This window comes from Oceanobacillus sp. FSL W7-1309, assembly GCF_038002145.1.
GTDB classification, from domain to species: Bacteria; Bacillota; Bacilli; order Bacillales; family Amphibacillaceae; genus Oceanobacillus; species Oceanobacillus profundus.
In genome coordinates, this window is record NZ_JBBOBX010000002.1 from 437,926 (window position 1) to 456,964 (window position 19,039).

General features: G+C 38.2%; 21 protein-coding genes. All 21 read left to right on the plus strand.

All coding sequences use genetic code 11. The features are described from left to right. Window positions 1–8 precede the first annotated feature (8 nt). The 21 genes from ftsY to xerC all read left to right on the plus strand — a co-directional run bounded on the left by ftsY (window position 9) and on the right by xerC (window position 19,030). Window positions 9–1,010: a signal recognition particle-docking protein FtsY gene (ftsY, locus tag NST46_RS14805; RefSeq protein ID WP_095308582.1), complete on the plus strand. Its 1,002-nt coding sequence runs from the start codon at window positions 9–11 to the stop codon at window positions 1,008–1,010. An 80-nt stretch (window positions 1,011–1,090) separates the two neighbouring features. Then, window positions 1,091–1,408, plus strand: coding sequence for a putative DNA-binding protein (locus NST46_RS14810; protein WP_095308583.1), 318 nt, complete (start codon window positions 1,091–1,093; stop codon window positions 1,406–1,408). A gap of 13 nt (window positions 1,409–1,421) precedes the next feature. Further along, window positions 1,422–2,765 (plus strand): signal recognition particle protein, encoded by a 1,344-nt coding sequence (gene ffh, locus NST46_RS14815; protein ID WP_095308585.1) that lies wholly within the window; start codon window positions 1,422–1,424, stop codon window positions 2,763–2,765. A 338-nt stretch (window positions 2,766–3,103) separates the two neighbouring features. After that, on the plus strand, window positions 3,104–3,382 hold the full coding sequence (gene rpsP / locus NST46_RS14820) for a 30S ribosomal protein S16 (RefSeq protein ID WP_095308586.1): 279 nt from the start codon (window positions 3,104–3,106) through the stop codon (window positions 3,380–3,382). A gap of 9 nt (window positions 3,383–3,391) precedes the next feature. Next, window positions 3,392–3,619 carry a KH domain-containing protein gene (locus tag NST46_RS14825; RefSeq protein WP_095308587.1) on the plus strand — a complete coding sequence of 76 codons (228 nt, stop codon included), beginning with the start codon at window positions 3,392–3,394 and terminating at the stop codon, window positions 3,617–3,619. 252 nt (window positions 3,620–3,871) lie between these two features. After that, entirely contained in the window at window positions 3,872–4,261 is a 390-nt protein-coding gene (locus NST46_RS14830; protein ID WP_095308588.1) for a YlqD family protein, read from the plus strand. Between the two features lie 19 nt (window positions 4,262–4,280). Then, entirely contained in the window at window positions 4,281–4,793 is a 513-nt protein-coding gene (gene rimM, locus NST46_RS14835; protein WP_095308589.1) for a ribosome maturation factor RimM, read from the plus strand. Continuing rightward, entirely contained in the window at window positions 4,793–5,533 is a 741-nt protein-coding gene (gene trmD / locus NST46_RS14840) for a tRNA (guanosine(37)-N1)-methyltransferase TrmD (RefSeq protein WP_341137414.1), read from the plus strand. The genes rimM and trmD overlap by 1 nt, the downstream gene beginning before the upstream one ends. 162 nt (window positions 5,534–5,695) lie before the next feature. Next, a complete protein-coding gene (gene rplS / locus NST46_RS14845) occupies window positions 5,696–6,040 on the plus strand; it encodes a 50S ribosomal protein L19 (RefSeq protein WP_095308591.1) in 345 nt (114 codons plus the stop codon). Window positions 6,041–6,184: 144 nt separating this feature from the next. Then, on the plus strand, window positions 6,185–6,754 hold the full coding sequence (lepB, locus tag NST46_RS14850; protein ID WP_095308592.1) for a signal peptidase I: 570 nt from the start codon (window positions 6,185–6,187) through the stop codon (window positions 6,752–6,754). A gap of 4 nt (window positions 6,755–6,758) precedes the next feature. Further along, window positions 6,759–7,610 (plus strand): ribosome biogenesis GTPase YlqF, encoded by an 852-nt coding sequence (ylqF, locus tag NST46_RS14855; protein WP_251658728.1) that lies wholly within the window; start codon window positions 6,759–6,761, stop codon window positions 7,608–7,610. 145 nt (window positions 7,611–7,755) lie between these two features. After that, a complete protein-coding gene (locus NST46_RS14860) occupies window positions 7,756–8,526 on the plus strand; it encodes a ribonuclease HII (RefSeq protein ID WP_303448209.1) in 771 nt (256 codons plus the stop codon). A 23-nt stretch (window positions 8,527–8,549) separates the two neighbouring features. Further along, window positions 8,550–10,298: a hypothetical protein gene (locus NST46_RS14865; protein WP_341137415.1), complete on the plus strand. Its 1,749-nt coding sequence runs from the start codon at window positions 8,550–8,552 to the stop codon at window positions 10,296–10,298. Then, a complete protein-coding gene (locus NST46_RS14870; protein WP_095308597.1) occupies window positions 10,295–10,561 on the plus strand; it encodes an EscU/YscU/HrcU family type III secretion system export apparatus switch protein in 267 nt (88 codons plus the stop codon). The genes NST46_RS14865 and NST46_RS14870 overlap by 4 nt, the downstream gene beginning before the upstream one ends. A 225-nt stretch (window positions 10,562–10,786) precedes the next feature. After that, complete coding sequence (locus NST46_RS14875) at window positions 10,787–11,641, plus strand: peptidoglycan-binding protein (protein WP_341137416.1); 855 nt, start codon at window positions 10,787–10,789, stop codon at window positions 11,639–11,641. A 397-nt stretch (window positions 11,642–12,038) separates the two neighbouring features. Further along, window positions 12,039–13,199 (plus strand): ADP-forming succinate--CoA ligase subunit beta, encoded by a 1,161-nt coding sequence (gene sucC / locus NST46_RS14880; RefSeq protein ID WP_095308599.1) that lies wholly within the window; start codon window positions 12,039–12,041, stop codon window positions 13,197–13,199. 45 nt (window positions 13,200–13,244) lie between these two features. After that, a complete protein-coding gene (sucD, locus tag NST46_RS14885; protein WP_095308600.1) occupies window positions 13,245–14,147 on the plus strand; it encodes a succinate--CoA ligase subunit alpha in 903 nt (300 codons plus the stop codon). 284 nt (window positions 14,148–14,431) lie between these two features. After that, window positions 14,432–15,136, plus strand: a complete 705-nt coding sequence (dprA, locus tag NST46_RS14890; RefSeq protein WP_275669469.1) for a DNA-processing protein DprA — start codon at window positions 14,432–14,434, stop codon at window positions 15,134–15,136. 113 nt (window positions 15,137–15,249) lie between these two features. Beyond that, the gene (topA, locus tag NST46_RS14895) at window positions 15,250–17,328 is read left to right on the plus strand and encodes a type I DNA topoisomerase (protein ID WP_339316617.1); all 2,079 of its coding nucleotides are present in this window, start codon (window positions 15,250–15,252) and stop codon (window positions 17,326–17,328) included. A gap of 157 nt (window positions 17,329–17,485) precedes the next feature. Further along, window positions 17,486–17,803, plus strand: coding sequence for a hypothetical protein (locus NST46_RS14900; RefSeq protein WP_095308606.1), 318 nt, complete (start codon window positions 17,486–17,488; stop codon window positions 17,801–17,803). 306 nt (window positions 17,804–18,109) lie between these two features. After that, window positions 18,110–19,030, plus strand: coding sequence for a tyrosine recombinase XerC (xerC, locus tag NST46_RS14905; protein WP_341137417.1), 921 nt, complete (start codon window positions 18,110–18,112; stop codon window positions 19,028–19,030). Window positions 19,031–19,039: the final 9 nt, after the last annotated feature.

Below are 19,039 nucleotides of genomic sequence, written 5' to 3' on the forward strand. Positions count from 1 at the left end.
AAACAAATATGAGCTTTATCAATAAGTTAAAGAATAAATTTAAACAGAATGAAAAAGAGGAAGAGGTTTCTAAAAAATACCAAGAAGGTATGACAAAGACACGTAATTCTTTCTCATCAAAAATTAATGATTTAATTGCTCGATATCGTAAAGTCGATGAAGATTTTTTTGAAGAGCTAGAAGAAGTTCTTATAACTGCAGATGTTGGTGTTACAACTGTAATGGATCTCGTTGAAGAGCTGAAGATGGAAGTGAAACGCCAGAACATTAAAGATACAAACGGGATAAAAGATATTATATCTGAAAAACTTGTGGAGATTTATTATGGTGAAGATCAAGCAGAAATCGAAAAATTGAACATCCAGGAACAAGGTCTTTCTGTTATCCTTGTGGTTGGCGTTAACGGTGTTGGAAAGACGACGTCAATCGGAAAACTAGCACACCAGCTAAAGCAAGAAGGAAAACAGGTAATCTTGGCAGCAGGGGATACATTTCGCGCAGGCGCGATTGAACAGCTGGAAGTATGGGGGGAAAGAGCTGAAGTTGATGTTATTAAACATAATGCAGGCAGTGACCCAGCAGCAGTAATTTTTGATGCAATTAAAGCAGCGAAATCACGCCAGGCAGACGTGTTAATTTGTGATACTGCAGGCAGACTTCAAAATAAAGTGAATTTAATGAATGAGCTTTCGAAGGTGAAACGTGTCATCGAAAGAGAAATACCAAATGCACCGCATGAAGTTCTCCTCGTGTTAGATGCGACAACTGGTCAAAATGCCCTAAGCCAAGCCAAAACATTTTCAGAGGTAACAAATGTATCTGGTATCGTATTAACGAAGCTTGATGGCACAGCAAAAGGTGGGATCGTACTTGCGATACGAAATGAACTTCATATCCCTGTGAAGTTTGTTGGGCTAGGGGAACAAGTGGGAGACTTGCAGCAATTTGATGCCAATGCATTTGTATATGGTTTATTCGCAGATCTTGGAACCGAAGCAAATGCAGAGTAGAATTTGAAATTCCTTGACAATAAACAAAAGCATTCGCTATGATAATGTAAAGGAATTTCACTTAACAAGGGGTGTGAATTATGATTGAAAAAACAACCCGCATTAATTATTTATTCGATTTTTACCAAGCGCTTTTGACGCCGAAGCAACGTAATTACATGGAAATGTATTACTTAGAGGATTATTCTCTCGGAGAAATCTCCGAATTGTTTCATGTGTCCCGCCAAGCAGTATATGATAATATCAAACGTACAGAGGCTATGCTTGAATCATATGAAAAAAAATTGCATTTATATGAGAAATTTGAACAGCGAGCAGCACTTATTGAAAAATTGGAGCAATCAGTTGCAGATCAGTCTGTTTTGAAAATGCTTCATCAACTAAAAGAATTAGATTAGGAGGACACCTTCTATGGCATTTGAAGGATTAGCCGACCGCCTGCAAAGTACAATCAAGAAGATAACTGGTAAGGGGAAGGTTTCTGAGCAAGACGTAAAAGAAATGACACGTGAAGTCCGCCTTGCATTACTGGAAGCGGATGTAAACTTTAAAGTGGTAAAAGATTTGATCGCCCGTATTAAGGAGCGTGCAATTGGCCAGGAGGTAATGGAGAGTTTAACACCTGGTCAACAGGTAATTAAAGTAGTAAAAGAGGAACTGACAACATTAATGGGTGGTGAGCAAAGTAAAATTGCTGTGGCTGACCGCCCGCCAACCGTCATTATGATGGTAGGTTTACAAGGTGCTGGTAAAACAACAACAACCGGTAAACTAGCTAATTTATTACGCAAGAAACATAATCGTTCGCCACTATTAGTCGCATGTGATGTGTATCGTCCTGCGGCAATTAAGCAATTAGAAACACTTGGTACACAACTTGATATGCCTGTGTTCTCAATGGGGACAGAAGCAAATCCAGTAGATATTGCAACAGGAGCGATTGAAAAGGCGAAGGAAGAGCACCGGGATTATGTTATTATCGATACAGCTGGGCGCTTACATGTAGACACAGATTTGATGGATGAATTACAACAAATTAAATCAGCTGTCACCCCAGATGAAATATTTTTAGTTGTTGATTCCATGACAGGTCAAGATGCGGTGAACGTTGCAGAAAGCTTTAATGAACAGCTTGATATTACAGGAGTTGTGCTAACAAAATTGGATGGGGATACCCGTGGCGGTGCTGCATTATCTATTAAAGCCGTTACGGACAAGCCTATTAAGTTTGCTGGGATGGGTGAAAAACTAGACCAGTTAGAGGCATTCCATCCCGATCGAATGGCCTCTCGTATCCTAGGCATGGGTGATGTGCTTTCGTTAATTGAAAAAGCACAAACAAACGTTGATGAAAAGCAAGCGAAAGAACTGGAAGAAAAAATGCGTACGATGTCCTTTACATTTGACGATTTTCTTGAACAGATGGGACAGGTAAAGAAAATGGGACCGCTAGATGATTTGATGTCCATGATTCCTGGCGCAAGTAAAATGAAGGGTCTTAAAAACGCACAGCTGGATGAAAAGCAGCTAACGCAAGTAGAGGCAATCATTCAGTCGATGACAAAAAAAGAAAGAGTAGACCCAAGCATTATTAATGGGAGTCGCAGAAAGCGGATTGCCAAAGGCTCTGGAACATCCGTATCCCAAGTGAACCGCTTGATAAAACAATTCAGTGAAATGAAAAAGATGATGAAGCAAATGACAAACATGCAAAAAGGAAAAAAAGGCAAAGGCATGAAATTTCCTTTCATGTAAATTCGGAAGCAGGAGTGCCTGAGAGGCGTATAGACTGCGCCTCGCACTTTAGGGGGATTCCGACGTTAGGCGTAGCTGATTTTAGTCAGCCATCCTTTTACTTGAAGTCGATGCCCGATTTCACCGCGAGGGTATAAATACGACTAAGCTACATGTCTTGGTAGTCGGCAAATCTTCTACAGATTATCATGAGATGAAGGAAGCCTGGCCTCTGGGAATCGGAGCTGGAAGTAATAAAAAAATACTTTTTAACGTTGTAATGTAAAAACACTTTACAGACCCATTTTTTTCTGTTAGAATCTTAAATTGTGAATAACATTTTATTGGAGGTGCAAATAATGGCTGTTAAAATTCGTTTAAAGCGTATGGGATCAAAAAGAAACCCATTTTATCGTATCGTTGTAGCTGATTCACGTTCTCCTCGTGACGGACGTCAAATCGAACAAATCGGAACATATAATCCGGTAGTCAACCCGGTTGAAGTTAAGATTGATGAAGCAAAAGCACTTGATTGGATGACAAAAGGTGCAAAACCAAGTGATACAGTTCGTAATCTTTTCTCAAAAGAAGGCATCATGAAAAAATTCCACGACCAAAAAAATCAAGTAGAGAAGTAGTGTGATATCATGAAGGCCCTAATAGAATCGATTGTTACCCCATTGGTTGATCACCCGGAAGATATCGTTGTTAAGGAGACAGAAGAAGATACAAAAATTGTATATCATCTTACTGTTCATCAGGAAGATGTCGGAAAGGTAATTGGAAAAAATGGACGTATTGCAAAGGCAATTCGTACAGTTGTCTATGCAGCAAAAACGGATGGTAATAAACGTATTTATTTGGACATTATGTAAAGGGAAAGCGGACCTCCAAAGGGTTCTTCTTTCCCTTTTACACATCTTGAAATGATTGTTTGGCAGATAGTTCTTGACTCTATAAATGCAACTAATGAATCTGTTAAAGACTCGGTGAATACTAACTTTTCACCCCCATTAACGGCAGTAATCCCCACCACCTTTAAGCATGAGAAAAATAAAATGCAAAGTTGTGGGAGGGGCACAAAACTGATCGAAGTTTCATTTTTATAACGGGAGCGAGGAAATCCAGTGAATATCATTAAAAAAGTAGTGATTAAGCAAGTTGTCACAGAGAAAAGTAAAGAAAAGATTTATCGCAATTTCCATGATCATAAATTGCGGCTTGAACAAGAGTGTCAACAGCTCCTTTTTGAAAAAAGAAAATTGCAGAATAAAGCTGGTAGTGCAAAGCAAGAAATTGAACAACGTTTCCAGCAAGAAATAAATAATCGTAAAGAAAAGATTAAACTGCTCGATTTTAAAATAAGTCAATTGGAAACGCTGGAGCTTGGAAGTGAGATTATTGAAAAAGAAGTTGAAGCTCTTGTTGAAGTAAATGTTGGTTCTAACTGGAACGAGATTATGGAAGAACAAATAATCGTCATTAAAGATGATATTGTTGTCCGAATTAATGAATGAATAATGAGTAGGTGAGAAGATGAACGAACGTATGTTTAATGTAGGAAAAATAGTCAATACTCATGGTATCCGAGGTGAAGTAAAAGTATTGCGTATTAGTGATTTTGAAGAACGCTTTGCTCCAGGTGAAAAGCTTTTTGTTGTAAAGGACGAGCAGTCCATCGAACTTGAAATTACTGCCCATCGGATGCATAAGGGTTTTGATCTTTTGCAATTCGAAGGCTACACGAATATTAATGATGTGGAAACATTCAAAGGCTGTAAATTAAAAATTAGTGAAGCGCAATTAACCGAACTACAGCAAGATGAGTATTATTATCACGAAATCATTGGTTGTGAGGTTTTTACTACTGCTGGAGAAAATATAGGAAAAATTAAAGAGATATTATCTCCTGGTGCAAATGATGTATGGGTGGTAAAGCAGCAAGCTGGTAAGGATATTCTCATCCCATATATTGATGACGTTGTAACAGAAGTAGATGTAGCAAATAAGAAAATTGTGGTTGAACTAATGGAAGGACTGCTTGACTAATGCATATCGATATTTTGACCCTTTTTCCAGAAATGTTTACCGGCGTTTTCCAATCATCAATATTAAAGAAAGCCGCTGAAAAAGAAAAGTTTAGCTATAACCTTGTTAATTTCCGAGATTATACCGTGAATAAGCATCTAAAGGTAGATGACTATCCGTATGGCGGTGGAGCAGGAATGGTATTAACCCCGCAGCCTGTATTCGATGCCGTAGCCGCTGTGAAAAAAGAGAGGCAGACAAAACCTCGTGTGATTCTCATGTGCCCGCAGGGTGAATCGTTCACGCAAAGAAAAGCAGAAGAGCTGGCTGAAGAGGAACATCTTATTTTTATTTGTGGTCATTATGAAGGATACGATGAGCGAATTCGAGAAAATCTTGTTACCGATGAAATCTCAATTGGTGATTATGTCCTTACTGGTGGAGAGCTTGGATCAATGGTCGTTGTAGATAGTGTCGTTCGTTTACTGCCTGATGTACTTGGGAATCAAGAATCAGCTCCAGAGGATTCTTTTTCTACGGGGTTATTGGAGCATCCTCACTTCACGAGGCCAGCTGATTTCCGTGGTATGAAAGTTCCAGACGTATTGCTATCAGGAGACCACGCGAGAATAAGAGACTGGCGAAAAGAAGAAGCATTAAAACGAACCTATAAGCGCCGTCGTGATTTACTTGAGCATTATGTTTTAAATGAGACGGAGCAGAAGGTAATAGATAAGCTTAGAGCAAACGAAGAGAAATAAGCATTGCTAAAAAACCTTGCAATTGTCTAAAAAGGGTGTTGAACTATCATTTTCAATATGGTATATTTATTATTGTGCTTAAGTGCGCTTAGGTACATATAAACGATGTTCCGCTTATTACAAAATGAATAATGAGCATTGGTTTGGAAGGAGTGAAGGATAATGCAACAACTTATTGCAGATATCACAAAAGATCAACTTCGTACGGATCATCCTGATTTTCGTCCTGGTGATACGGTAAAAGTTCACGCAAAAGTAGTTGAGGGGACTCGCGAACGTATTCAGGTGTTCGAAGGTGTTGTAATCAAACGTCAAAATGGTGGAATTAGTGAATCATTTACAGTAAGAAAAATTTCTTATGGTGTAGGTGTTGAACGTACTTTCCCATTACATTCACCTAGAGTTGATAAGATCGAAGTTACTCGTCGCGGTATTGTACGTCGTGCGAAACTATACTATCTTCGTAATCTACGTGGAAAAGCAGCTCGTATTAAAGAACGTCGCTAATCGACATGAGCTGACCCGAAAAACGTTATTGGAAAGGAGCTTGGCAAATGTGCGCAAGCTCCTTTTTGCTATTTAGCTTGTATGAATACGTCATGCTAGCTTAAAATAGAGTAAATACATATAGAATCGGTCGGAGGGGAATATATGGCGAAAAAAAAGAAAAACGAATGGTTAGATTGGATAAAAGCGCTATTACTAGCGTTTGGTTTGGCGTTTATCGTCCGCGCCTTTCTATTTGCTCCGATTGTAGTTGACGGACCTTCCATGCTGCCGACACTGCATGACCGAGATCAAATGATCGTTAATAAATTTTCTTACCTAATCCAAGACCCAGAACGATTTGATATTGTTGTTTTTCACGCTTCAGCTCAAAAGGATTTTATTAAACGAATAATTGGCCTGCCAGGTGAACATGTGGCGGTAGAGGATAATGTGCTCTATATCGATGGAGAGCCAGTAGAAGAGCCTTTTCTAGATGAACAAAAGGATCAAATGAAGCCTTATCAAATGCTGACAAACGATTTTACATTAGAAGAGCTTCCTGGAGGATTTGAGGTAGTTCCAGATGGACATGTATTTGTTTTAGGTGACAATCGAGGTAATTCAACAGATAGCAGAATGCTGGGTGTCATACCGATGGATGAAATTATTGGGAAGACCAGTTTAATTTATTGGCCATTCGATCGAATGCAATTAATTGGAAAGGAGGAATAAAATTATGACCATACAATGGTTTCCAGGGCATATGGCAAAAGCGAGAAGAGAAGTAGAAGAAAAGCTGAAACTTGTAGACTTCGTAATGGAATTAGTTGATGCGAGGGCCCCGCTTTCCTCACAGAATCCAATGCTCCAGCAAGTGTTACAACAAAAATCAAAAATGGTTGTTTTGATGAAGAAGGATTTAGCTGACGCCAGACAAACGGAAAAGTGGATAGCACACTTGAGAGAGAAGAAGATTCCTGCAATCGCGGTTGATGTAAATAATAAGGCAGATATTAAAAATGTTATTCAGATGGCGAAAGAACTTGGCCAAGCAAAAATGGATAAGCTTTTGAAAAAGGGAATTAAACCAAGAGCTGCAAGAGCGATGATTGTTGGAATACCAAATGTTGGTAAATCAACACTTATTAATCGGCTAGCGAATAAAAAGATTGCTAAAACTGGAGATCGGCCAGGAATTACAAAGCAACAGTTATGGATTAAAGTAAAAAAGGACTTTGAATTACTTGATACACCTGGTATCCTTTGGCCCAAATTCGAGGAAGAAGCAGTTGGCTACCGATTAGCTGCAATTGGAACAATTAAAGATCAGTTGCTTTCGTTACAAGATATTACTGCATTTGTTATTAACTATATGCAAGTACATTACCCAGTTCAGCTTGAAGATAGGTATGAAATTGACAGAAATATGAATGATATGTTAGAGATATTTAATGCAATCGGAAAGCAACGCGGAGCACTGCTAAGTGGTGGAGATATCAACTTTGATAAAGTTGCTGAAATTGTGTTACGGGATCTTCGTACAGGGAGATTAGGGAATATCACATTAGAAGCACCGCAAGAAGCATAAGGCATACATCTCAGGAGATGTGTGTCCTATTTTTTGTACAAAAGCGTGAGCAAATGCATTTAGCCGAAATAATAGGTAAATGTAAGGTACTAACCCTAAATCAAATAAGAAGATAAGCCGATATAAAAGAGAGTATGGTGATAAGGTGAAAAAGCAATCGATTACTGTTATAAGACAACAAATTAAAAATAACGAAGTAACAGACGAAATGATTCAGGAATTGAAGGCAGACGAACGAAAGGGCGTTCAGCAATTACTGAAAAGCTATGAAAAGCAAAAAGCGAAAGAGAAACAGTTAGCAGATCAGTTTGTCGAGATGTCCCATTATGAGCAAGTTGCTTATTCAAAGGGGTGTCAATACATTGCTGGGGTTGATGAGGCAGGGCGCGGACCTTTAGCAGGACCAGTTGTTGCAGCAGCCGTCATATTACCAGTGGATTTTACATTATACGGCCTAAATGATTCAAAACAGTTAAATCAAGCGACAAGAGATTATTTTTTTACAAAGATTAGAGAACAAGCTGTCAGTTACGGAGTTGCAATCATTGATAATCGAACAATTGATGAAATGAATATTTTTGAAGCGACAAAGCTAGCGATGCGCCAGGCGATAAATCAGTTGAAACCGAGTCCAGATCATGTCCTGATAGATGCTGTTGAGCTAAGGGACTTACCTTATTCTACAGAGTCGCTCATAAAAGGAGATGCCAAAAGCATTTCAATAGCAGCTGCGAGCATACTTGCCAAAGTAACTCGAGATAATTTAATGAGAGAAATGCACGAAGAATACCCTGATTATAATTTTATGTCTAATATGGGTTACGGCACAAAGCATCATCTAGAAAAACTTCGTGAGATTGGTGCTTCACCATATCATCGTAGATCTTATGCACCCGTCAGAAATAGCATTAGTTAAAGAGTTGGAAGGGATGTTCACCAATGAGTATTTATAAGCTTACTGGAGAAAAATTAGCTAAGGTTACACAGACTGAACAGCGATTGAGACCCGGACAAATTGTTCAAGGGAAAATTTTGAAAATATTTCCAGAAAATAAAGCGCAAATACAGCTTGGTGGACAAAACATGATTGCCAAGCTAGAGGCGGCTCTTTCAATTGGTAATACATATCATTTTCAAGTGCAAACCTCAGATGAAATGATTTATTTGAAAGTGCTTAGTGAATACATAAAAAAACAAACAAAAACTAGTTTAGCACCATTAATGAATCAGCTAAACGTGAAACCAAATAAGGCTAACAGTTCTTTTATACAAGCTCTAATTCATGGAAATATACCATTTGATCAATCGCAATTAAAAGAAGCGTTGCATATCTTCGAACAATCGAAGGATAGGTCAGCGGCTAAGCAAATCTTGTTAGAAATGATTGGAAGAAGGTTTCCAATTACCTGGGATGTTTTTCAGGCATTATCGATAAAAAATTCAAGTCAATTCTCGAGTCAAATGAATGAGCTATTAGAAGAAATGAAGTCAACAAACAATAAAACAGAACTTTGGACAAAGCTGGAACAACTGATATCAAGGCCTATTAGTGAAACTGCTTCTTTAACGAAACAGTTTAATCTACTAAATGGACAAAATAAGCAGCAAATATTTCACGTTGTAAAAGGACTAGGGATGCTGAATCAAGATGTTGATTTCAAGGGATGGGTCTCGGAGTGGCAACAAGTTGGACAAGTATTAAAAGAGAACCAACATAATATAAGACTGCCATTTTCTCTTCACTCCAATGATATTGTGGAAGTTTTTGAACAGCTACATTCCAACCAATCTGGATTATTGAATCACTCACAACAATTCTTACAAGCGTGGAAAAATGCGTTGAATCAACCTGTATTAGCACAGCGTGAATTCATTCAGTTAAAAGAACAACTGAATCAAAACATTCTTCCGCTTCTTCCGATTGAACAAACGAAATTTTTACGAGAACTGTCAAACAATCCAGTTCAATTAAATAGTATGATGAATTTAATAGTGTCGCTGGGTAGTCCTATTACCTATAAAGAGATAGATACGCTGCTGAAAACCGCTCAGTTTGATAAACTCTTCCTGTCAAAGGGTCCGAACGAGCAATTTATGCTGCAATTACAGCAAGTGCTCACATATACAGGACTTAATTATGAACATCAGCTTGCACAAAAAAATCTTGAGCAACAAAGTTTAAAATCACTGTTGCTTCAGTATGTACAGCAAAGTGACGGTACTGCGCACGAAAAGGCCGGACAGTTGCTGCATTTTATTAACGGCATGCAACTTAATTCCATAAACGAATCGGATAGTGTGATTCAAGCATCCCTGCAAATTCCAGCTGAGAAGCTTGGACTAGTCAATGATTTAGAGCTTGAATTTGAGAGTAGGAAAACAGAAGACGGGAAGGTTAACCCAGATTACTGTCGTATTCTATTTTATTTGGACTTACATGGATTAAAGCAGACGATTATTGATATGCATATCCAGAAACGCTCCGTTACCGTTACGATTTATAATGATATACAAGAATTAAAGCGTCAGACAGTGAAATTAATACCTGTACTAAGACAGGGATTGGAGGCTTTAGATTATAAGCTGACATCCGTGGACTTTAAAGCGCTGCAAGAATTAAAAAGTCCTGCTAAGGAAACAACAGAAAAAGTATATTCATCCTATCAAGGAGTTGATTATCGAATATGACAGAGGGACGAAAGAAGGCCGCAGCGCTCCGGTATGATCAAGGAAAAGATTTTGCTCCTAAAGTTACTGCAACTGGGAAAGGACTAGTTGCGGAAGAAATTTTAAAAAAAGCAAAAGAAAATAATGTACCGATATTAGAGGATTCTTCACTCGTTGAATTATTGGCAGAGCTAAATATTAATGAAACAATACCAGAGGAATTATTTCAGGCGGTTGCTGAAGTATTTGCATTTGTTTATCGTGCCGATAAGCAATTGAAATAGGAAGATCCAAAGAATCTTCAACTGGAGAACTTCGATTAATTGCACTTGTATGAAACGTTGAAATCAACAAATACGAGAAGCTTGAAGGGTTAGAAAACTTCTATCTTGCCTGTATTTATTTTGGCGAGGTAGAAGTCACCTTTAGCAGAAAATAAAAATAATTACCTACAAACATCCAAGAGGGTGTTTTTTATTTTGCATAAAATAAGAAGGAGGGTTGTTTTTATGCCATTTAAAGGATATCGAGTAACTTCACCATACGGATATCGAACACATCCTATCACGGGGGTAAGAGGTACCTTTCATGCAGGGATTGATCTTGTTAAATACCACAGGGCACCAATTAATGCTTTTACTGCAGGCATCGTTATATTTGCCGGAATGGGGAAAGCTGGGTCAGGCTTTGGCGGATATGGAAATGTAGTGTTTATTCAAGATAAAAATGGAAGAGGGCAGTTATACGCCCACCTGGATAGTGTAAATGTCAGAAGAGGGCAACGCATCAATAAAGGTCACATTATCGGCAGACAAGGTAATACTGGGAATTCTACAGGTTCACACTTGCACTATGAAGTAAGAAAAACGGCACCAAGTACACCACCATATGGCTATACAGCAGATAGGGCAAACGACAGTTTAAATCCTGCCACTTATCTAAAATCGTTTGGTGCATCCGATATTAAAAATAGTTCTAGTCGAATTCGAACAATCCAGTCTACTTTAAATAGAAGATATAATACGGCTTTAAAGGTAGATGGTGTGTATGGACCACAGACTAAAAGAGCGTTGGTAAAAGGCTATCAAACCGAGTTAAATGAGCAATATAATGCAGGATTACCCGTTGATGGCATATGGGGTCCAAGAACGGAAGCGGCTACGGTTACCATCAGAAGAAATGCCAAAGGAAATATAACATGGATATTACAGGCAACTCTGTATGCACTAGGATATAACCCGAATGGACTTGATGGGTTGTTTGGGCCAGGTACAGAAAAAGCAGTGCGAGACTTTCAGCGTGATAGGAAAATAAAAGTCGACGGAGAATCAGGTAAAAATACCTTCGCTAAAATGTTTGGATAAAAGATAAAAAGTGCTCAGTTAGCGACATGCAAAGGTGAGGAAAGTCTCGCTAGTCGCTAACCAGGCGCTAGAACTGGATGTGTCTTTAGCAGTGGTATTTATATATTATAATATTCTAGTGTAGTAAGAAAGCCGTCCTAAAAACGTCCTTCACGTAATTATCAATACTTTCTATAATTTAGTCATTCACACCTTTTCATCATGGACCAATCTATCTATGAAAGCTAAAGCAGACTCGAATTATTTGTTCCCTAAATCGTTTTTGTTAATGAACAAAAATGAAGCATTAAGGTTTAGCAATTCGTAACACGATTTAAACAATTTTCACTAATTCTTGTGAAATTTGTTTTTTTTTAATACAATGGAGATGCATTCAAATTGAATAGGAGGATGGAAGATGAACATTCACGAGTATCAGGGGAAAGAAGTCTTACGCAATTTTGGTGTGAAAGTTCCAACAGGCTATGTAGCGTATACAGTGGATGAAGCGGTAGAAGCAGCGGAAAAATTGGGCACATCTGTAACCGTTGTCAAGGCGCAGATTCATGCCGGTGGAAGAGGTAAGGCCGGAGGAGTTAAAGTAGCAAAAAGTTTGGAAGAAGTTCGTACATATGCGGATGAAATTCTTGGAAAAACATTGGTAACCCATCAAACGGGACCAGAAGGAAAAGAAGTTAAACGTTTACTTATTGAAGAGGGCTGCGACATTAAGAACGAATATTATGTGGGGGTTGTTTTGGACCGTGCAACTTCACGTGTCGTTTTCATGGCATCTGAAGAAGGCGGTACAGAGATTGAAGAAGTAGCAGAAGCAACGCCTGAAAAAATCTTTAAGGAAGTTATTGACCCAGTTGTTGGTTTGACACCTTTCCAAGCTAGAAGACTAGCATTTAACATAAATATACCAAATGAATTAATTGGAAAAGCAGTTCAGTTTATGACAGCACTTTATCAAGCTTTTGTAGAAAAAGATTGTTCTATTGCTGAGATCAATCCACTTGTCACGACTGGAGATGGTGAGGTTTTAGCATTAGATGCAAAGTTAAACTTTGATGATAATGCGTTATACCGTCAAAAAGATATCGTTGAATTACGAGATTTAGAAGAAGAAGATGAAAAAGAAATTGAAGCATCTAAATATGACCTAAGCTACATTTCCTTGGATGGAAATATTGGCTGTATGGTAAATGGTGCGGGGCTAGCGATGTCAACAATGGACATTATTAAGCACTATGGCGGGGATCCGGCTAACTTCCTTGATGTTGGGGGCGGCGCAACTGCTGAAAAAGTAACAGAAGCATTTAAAATCATTCTATCCGACTCGAATGTAAAGGGAATTTTCGTCAATATCTTTGGTGGTATTATGAAATGTGATGTTATTGCCGAGGGTGTTGTAGAGGCAACAAAACAAGTAGGTCTTGAAATTCCATTAGTCGTTCGCCTAGAAGGTACAAACGTGGAAAAAGGGAAGAAAATTCTTGAAGAATCAGGTTTAAATATTACATCAGCGAGTTCAATGGCTGATGGTGCAGAAAAAATTGTATCAATGGTGAACTAATCGAGAGGCTATATTAAACTTTTAATTTTGGGAGGACGGACGAAAATGAGTGTTTATATAAATAAAGATACGAAAGTAATTGTCCAAGGAATCACTGGTGCAACAGCTACATTCCATACGAAGCAAATGCTTGAGTACGGCACGAAAATCGTTGGGGGAGTGACACCAAAGAAAGCTGGTACAGAGGTTGAAGGTGTACCTGTTTTTAATACAGTAAAGGATGCAGTAGATGCAACTGGTGCAACGGCATCGGTAATTTATGTACCTGCTCCATTTGCTGCGGATGCGATTATAGAGGCAACAGATGCAGAGTTAGATTTAGTTATCTGTATTACAGAACATATTCCAGTCTTAGACATGGTAAAAGTAAAGCGTTACATGGAAGGAAAGAAAACACGTCTAATTGGCCCGAACTGTCCGGGTGTTATCACTGCAGACGAATCGAAAATTGGAATTATGCCGGGTTATATTCATAAAAAAGGACACATCGGGGTTGTCTCTCGTTCTGGAACGTTAACATATGAAGCAGTTCATCAATTAACTCAAGCTGGATACGGTCAAACAACAGCAGTCGGTATTGGTGGAGATCCTGTCAATGGGACAAACTTTATCGATGTTCTAAAAGAATTCAATGAGGATCCAGAAACAGAGGCAGTTATTATGATTGGTGAAATTGGCGGTACAGCTGAGGAAGAAGCTGCGGAATGGGTTAAAGCTAACATGAAAAAACCTGTTGTAGGCTTTATCGGCGGTGCGACTGCACCTCCAGGAAAACGGATGGGACATGCTGGTGCAATTATTTCTGGTGGTAAAGGTACTGCCGAGGAAAAGACTCGTATCATGGAGGCGTGTGGCATTACAGTTGCTGAAACGCCTGCCGTAATGGGCGAGACAATGATTAAGGTTCTAAAAGAAAATGGACTTGAAGAAAAGTGTAAAACACATTAAGAACAAAGCTTTTAGGTGAACCTAGAGGAGAGCCGGAAGAGATAGTTTCTTCAGGCTCTCCTACAATTTTAACTGGAGAAAGGATTGGTGTATGCTTGGATACACTTCGCTTAAGGTTAATACATTTGCACCGCTGTCGTGGAATTACGAGAAGGTTTATCCGTAAACTTCTTCAATACGATCCCTCGCTTGAACAGATCTATCATTTTTCTTCTGCAGAGATTACAAATCGATTTACCCTCCCAAATAAAAATGCCGCATTATTTTATTCTGATCTTCATAATTTGGCTATAAGGCAGCAAATAGTACACGATATAAATAAGTATAAAATCATCACAATAGTTGACGAAAGTTATCCTCCTATGTTAAATACAATTAAAGATGCTCCACTTGTACTGTATGCGCTTGGCGATATCTCGTTATTAGCATATAGTCCGGCAATCAGTGTAATTGGAACGAGAAATCCATCAAGTGAGGCCGCTCAAAAGATAGATCATGTAGTAAAGCCGCTTGTAAAAAATGAATGGTTAATTGTAAGCGGTATGGCTAAAGGGATTGATAGTTTAGCACATAAAATCGCCTTAACCTATAAACAGAAAACGATAGCTGTTTTAGGAGGCGGTTTCATGCATGTTTACCCTAAGCAGAATATGAGCCTGTTCCACCAAATTGTGAAACATGGTCTCGTTTTAACCGAATATGCCCCAGATGTTCGGCCAGTAAAATACCATTTCCCAGAAAGAAATCGCATTATTAGCGGCCTTGGATTTGGAACATTAGTGATTGAGGCAACTGAAAGAAGTGGCACACTAATAACAGTTGACCAAGCCCTTGATCAAGGAAGAGAGGTATATGCAGTTCCTGGATCACCTTTACTTTCACAAACAAAAGGTTGTCATCAAATGATTCAGGACGGGGCGAAACTTGTTCATAACGCACAAGATATATACGAAGATTGGATGGCTATTCATAATTTAATGACCAAATAGATTTTAATAATAAAGTATAAAATAAAGTATGTTTGACAAATTCATAGGATAAATTTAGTATTAGTAAAGATTTCAAGTGTAAATTGTCAACCTCATTCTAGGAGGCACGGATCATGTCAGATTATTTGGTAATCGTTGAATCGCCTGCAAAAGCGAAAACGATTGAACGTTATTTAGGAAAAAAGTATACAGTAAAAGCATCGATGGGACACATAAGAGATTTACCGAAGAGTCAAATGGGTGTTGACGTCGATGAAAATTATAAACCAAAATATATTACGATTCGCGGTAAAGGCGATGTATTGAAAGAGCTAAGAAAGTCAGCAAAAAAGGCAAAAAAAATATATCTCGCAGCCGACCCCGATAGAGAAGGGGAAGCAATTGCTTGGCATTTGGCACATATTTTGAGTGTTGATGAAAATTCCAAATGCCGTGTTGTTTTTAATGAAATTACAAAAGATGCAATAAAAGAATCGTTTAAACATCCGCGTGCAATCGATTTAGATTTAGTTGATGCACAACAAGCTAGAAGAATTCTTGATAGGCTCGTAGGTTATAATATTAGTCCGCTTTTATGGAAAAAAGTGAAAAAAGGGCTTAGTGCTGGTCGTGTACAGTCAGTTGCTTTAAAGATGATTCTTGATCGTGAGAAGGAAATTGAGAATTTTGTTCCAGAGGAATATTGGTCCATTGATGCAGCTTTTCAAAAGGATAAAGAAGTATTTGAAGGTTCTTTTTATGGAATTAATGGTAAAAAGACAGAGTTAAAATCGGAAGACGATGTAAAAGAAGTGAAAGCAAAAATGAAAGGGAATTCGTTTGACATTACTAAAGTTAACAAACGTGAACGAAAGAAAAACCCGGCACAGCCTTTTATCACTTCCTCTTTACAGCAAGAGGCTGCTCGAAAGCTGAATTTCCGTGCGAAGAAAACAATGATGATTGCTCAACAGCTGTATGAAGGAATTGATTTAGGTAAAAAAGCAGGCGGGATTACCGGGCTAATCACCTACATGCGTACAGATTCAACTCGTATTTCTGAAACAGCAAAGCAAGAAGCAAAAGGATATATTGAAGAAAACTTTGGTAAAGAATATCTTGGAAATGTAAGAGCTGCAAAAAATAAAGAAGGTGCACAGGATGCCCATGAAGCAATCCGACCAACCTCAACATTAAGAGATCCAAAATCACTAAAGGATGTATTATCACGAGACCAACTCCGATTATACAAACTGGTTTGGGAACGTTTTGTAGCTAGTCAGATGTCACCAGCTGTAATGGATACAATGACAGTACATTTACTAAATAATGATGTAGAGTTTCGTGCAACAGGTTCAAAGGTGAAATTTAAAGGATTTATGAGAGTTTATATTGAAGGAACAGATGACAATAAAAAAGTGGAAGATAAGTTATTGCCTGATTTAGCTGAAGGGATGGTCGTAGAGTCGAAAGAAATTACACCGAATCAGCATTTTACGCAGCCGCCACCAAGGTACACAGATGCAAGGCTTGTACGAGTAATGGAAGAACTCGGTATCGGCAGACCTTCGACCTATGCACCGACTCTAGATACGATTCAGCGCAGAGGCTATGTTACAATGGATAACAAACGCTTTGTCCCAACAGAGCTGGGCACAATCGTATCGGACTTAGTAGAGGAGTTCTTCCCAGAAATTATTGATGCTGATTTTACTGCTAAAATGGAAAACGATCTCGATTCAATTGAAGATGGAAAGATCGAATGGATAAAGATTATTGATGAATTCTATAGCGGATTTAGCAAACGGCTTGAAGTTGCGGAAGAAGAAATGGAAAAAATCGAAATTAGAGATGAACCAGCAGGTATTGATTGTGAAGAATGCGGACATGAAATGGTATATAAAATGGGTCGATATGGTAAATTCCTAGCCTGTTCCAACTTCCCGGATTGTCGTAACACAAAACCGATTTTAAAGGAAATTGGTGTGAAGTGTCCGAAGTGTAAAGAGGGCAATGTCGTTGAAAGAAAATCCAAGAAGCGAAGAGTATTTTTCGGCTGTGACAGGTTCCCTGACTGTGATTTTGTCTCATGGGATAAACCAATCTCAAGACCTTGTCCAAAATGTGAATCTTTGTTGGTAGAAAAGAAGGCTAAAAAAGAGACGCAGGTTCAATGTACGAATTGTGAATATAAAGAAGTAGCGCAAAGTTAGCTGTTCATTACTGGACAGCTAATACTTTTTTGTGCATTAAAAAATCTTCTTCTTAGCTTTTCGATTTTTTTGGATTTTAAGTTTGGTGGAATGCATCAGTACAAGAGTTTTACTTGTCTGTCAAAAGGGAATGCCATCTAACAAGGAGGCTATAATCATGACAGAAAAAAATCATTACTTTGTTGTTGTAAAGGAAAGAGAAATTAGAGAGATCCCAGTGGATGATAATGAAGAGGAATTCGAAATTATCGCAGATGACAGTGAATTAAGTGCAATGCGTGAATTATTTTTAAACATGAAAGACCATGCTAATACTGCAACAAGTTTCATCATTAAAGATCCATTTGATGATCGCAGGGCAGATAGAGAGAGAGAGGCATATGAAAGGAATCTCCAAAAAGTATATCGAAAAATATATGAACTTGGAACAAATGGAACAAAAGCAAAAATTCGAGAAACAGGAATAATTAAGTAGCAATTTGGTTATAAAGGTAATACCCATTGTTCACAAAACTTTCACTGTATTACATTTTTGCAAAAAAAATAATATTTGTTTGTTGACTATACTATTCTAAATAGATATAATTACGCATTGGAAAGGCAATTTACTTTACAGACAATATTAATTTATATTAAATTTAACGAAATAGCATGACAAATCAAATTATTGTGATATAATAAGTGTGGTTTCGATTCTGAATTTTGTTGCAATTTAGTTAAGTTTATTGCATAATTATTCGAAGTATGCTATGATTTATCCGCTGTTTGATGGGGTGAAGAATTGAATACATTCGTAGCGTACAGTGAAGCGTTCATCGAATATTTGCAGATTGAGAAAAATGCTTCACCTTATACGGTAAAGTATTATCAGAATGATCTGGAAGTATTTTTTGATTTTCTTCGTCAAGAGGGGATTGACGATCTAGATGTTGTTTCACAACGAGAAGTAAGGCTTTTTCTAACAAGATTATATGAGCAGAAATTAAACAGAAGGTCAGTTTCAAGGAAGCTTTCATCGTTGCGTAGCTTTTACAAGTTTATGGAGCGAGAGGAATGGGTGTTGGCAAATCCGTTTGTTCATATTCATTTACCAAGGACTGCTAAACCAATACCAGGCTTTTTCTACATGGAAGAATTGGAAAAGTTGTTTGAAGTAAATGATTTGAATAGTCCAACTGGCCAACGTGATCAGGCTATACTAGAAGTGTTATATGGAACGGGTATACGAGTGAGTGAATGTCAAGGTCTAAAGCTTTCGGATATTGATTTTTCGATTGGAACCATTTTGGTTAAAGGGAAAGGTCGCAAAGAGCGGTATGTCCCATTTGGCAGGTTTGCAGAAATAGCATTAGAGACATTCATTCATGACGGCAGAATGAAACTAATGGAAAAATCTCAAGTCTCTGATGCTGTCTTTTTAAATGCTCGAGGTAATCCGCTCACGACAAGAGGTATACGAGTGATTCTAAAAAAATGCGTAGAACGAGCTGCATTAACTGTGGAAATTCATCCACATAAGCTGAGGCACACATTTGCAACGCACATGCTTAATGAAGGTGCGGATCTGCGTACTGTACAGGAATTACTTGGTCATGAAAATCTATCCTCTACCCAAATTTATACCCATGTGACAAAAGATCATTTACGTGATGTGTACATGAAAAGCCACCCAAGAGCGAATGATCAATATCGTAATGAGTGAGGTGAAAGG

Coding starts and splice junctions, on each gene's coding strand:
- ftsY (WP_095308582.1), top strand. CDS start 9: ATGAGCTTTATCAATAAGTTAAAGAATAAATTTAAACAGAATGAAAAA.
- NST46_RS14810 (WP_095308583.1), top strand. CDS start 1,091: ATGATTGAAAAAACAACCCGCATTAATTATTTATTCGATTTTTACCAA.
- ffh (WP_095308585.1), top strand. CDS start 1,422: ATGGCATTTGAAGGATTAGCCGACCGCCTGCAAAGTACAATCAAGAAG.
- rpsP (WP_095308586.1), top strand. CDS start 3,104: ATGGCTGTTAAAATTCGTTTAAAGCGTATGGGATCAAAAAGAAACCCA.
- NST46_RS14825 (WP_095308587.1), top strand. CDS start 3,392: ATGAAGGCCCTAATAGAATCGATTGTTACCCCATTGGTTGATCACCCG.
- rimM (WP_095308589.1), top strand. CDS start 4,281: ATGAACGAACGTATGTTTAATGTAGGAAAAATAGTCAATACTCATGGT.
- trmD (WP_341137414.1), top strand. CDS start 4,793: ATGCATATCGATATTTTGACCCTTTTTCCAGAAATGTTTACCGGCGTT.
- rplS (WP_095308591.1), top strand. CDS start 5,696: ATGCAACAACTTATTGCAGATATCACAAAAGATCAACTTCGTACGGAT.
- lepB (WP_095308592.1), top strand. CDS start 6,185: ATGGCGAAAAAAAAGAAAAACGAATGGTTAGATTGGATAAAAGCGCTA.
- ylqF (WP_251658728.1), top strand. CDS start 6,759: ATGACCATACAATGGTTTCCAGGGCATATGGCAAAAGCGAGAAGAGAA.
- NST46_RS14865 (WP_341137415.1), top strand. CDS start 8,550: ATGAGTATTTATAAGCTTACTGGAGAAAAATTAGCTAAGGTTACACAG.
- NST46_RS14870 (WP_095308597.1), top strand. CDS start 10,295: ATGACAGAGGGACGAAAGAAGGCCGCAGCGCTCCGGTATGATCAAGGA.
- NST46_RS14875 (WP_341137416.1), top strand. CDS start 10,787: ATGCCATTTAAAGGATATCGAGTAACTTCACCATACGGATATCGAACA.
- sucC (WP_095308599.1), top strand. CDS start 12,039: ATGAACATTCACGAGTATCAGGGGAAAGAAGTCTTACGCAATTTTGGT.
- sucD (WP_095308600.1), top strand. CDS start 13,245: ATGAGTGTTTATATAAATAAAGATACGAAAGTAATTGTCCAAGGAATC.
- topA (WP_339316617.1), top strand. CDS start 15,250: ATGTCAGATTATTTGGTAATCGTTGAATCGCCTGCAAAAGCGAAAACG.
- NST46_RS14900 (WP_095308606.1), top strand. CDS start 17,486: ATGACAGAAAAAAATCATTACTTTGTTGTTGTAAAGGAAAGAGAAATT.